Raw genomic sequence first — 1,017 nt, 5'->3', positions numbered from 1 at the left:
ACACTACACCCATGACGGGATCCTGGAGAAGATCCGCGTCGTCGGCAAGGCGCTCGGCGTCGATGCCAAGGCGGACAGGCTGGCCGCCGAGGTCGACGCCCGGCTGAAGGCCGCCGAGCAGCATACGGCATCGATCAAGGAGCGTAAGCGCATCCTGTTCGTGCTGTCGACGCAGGGCGGCAAGATTCTTGCCGCCGGCAGCGAAACCGCCGCCGATGGCATCGTCAATCTGGCCGGCGGCGTCAATGCGGTCGAAGGCTTCTCCGGCTACAAGCAGATGTCGGACGAGGCGATCGTCACCGCCAGGCCGGAGGTCATCCTGATGATGGACAATGCCGGACCGGCGGTGTCCGACGACGAGCTGTTCTCGAACCCGTCCATCGCCTCGACGCCGGCCGGTGCTGCCCGCAAGGTCATCCGCATGGATGGCGGCTACCTGCTCGGCTTCGGACCGCGCACGGCAGAAGCCATCCGTGACCTTGCCGTTTCGCTCTATGGCGGCCAGGTCACGGACTGATCATGGCGGATCAATCGGTCGTCGGCGCGGCGGGGAGGATGGCGACGGTCGATGGCGACCGCTCGGCGCGCGCTCGCCTCGTCATACTGCTTCTGTGCCTGGCGCTTGCCCTCTCGGTGCTGCTGTCGCTGACATCGGGCGCTTCCGACGCCTCTACGGTCGGCGTCGTTCGTGACTGGCTCACCGGTGCGGTGCCAGGCGACGCGGCATTGAGCGCCCGCGACCGGCTGATCATCTACGACATTCGCTTGCCGCGCGTCCTGCTCGGGGTATTGACCGGCGCAGCACTCGCCGTGTCAGGGGCGGTAATGCAAGGGCTGTTCCGCAATCCGCTCGCCGATCCCGGCCTGATCGGCGTCTCGGCCGGCTCCAGCCTCGGCGCCGTCGCCGTCATCGTGCTCGGCTCGACCTGGCTTGCGCCATTCACCCTGGCGCTCGGCACGCTGGCCTTGCCGCTCGCGGCGTTCGCTGGCGGGCTGGCGGTGACGCTGCTGCTCTAC

General features: G+C 67.9%; 2 protein-coding genes. Both read left to right on the top strand.

Annotation, left to right across the window (positions count from 1 at the left end):
• Positions 1–517: ABC transporter substrate-binding protein (locus EOA33_RS36710; RefSeq protein ID WP_145989552.1), on the top strand; the 517-nt coding region annotated here is incomplete at its 5' end.
• A gap of 2 nt (positions 518–519) precedes the next feature.
• A partial coding sequence (locus tag EOA33_RS36705) for an iron chelate uptake ABC transporter family permease subunit (protein WP_145989551.1) occupies positions 520–1,017 on the top strand: 498 nt, incomplete at its 3' end.

Source organism: Mesorhizobium sp. M4A.F.Ca.ET.050.02.1.1 (genome assembly GCF_003997725.1).
In the GTDB taxonomy this organism is placed as follows: Bacteria; Pseudomonadota; Alphaproteobacteria; order Rhizobiales; family Rhizobiaceae; genus Mesorhizobium.
This window is presented reverse-complemented; position numbering and strand designations above follow the sequence as displayed.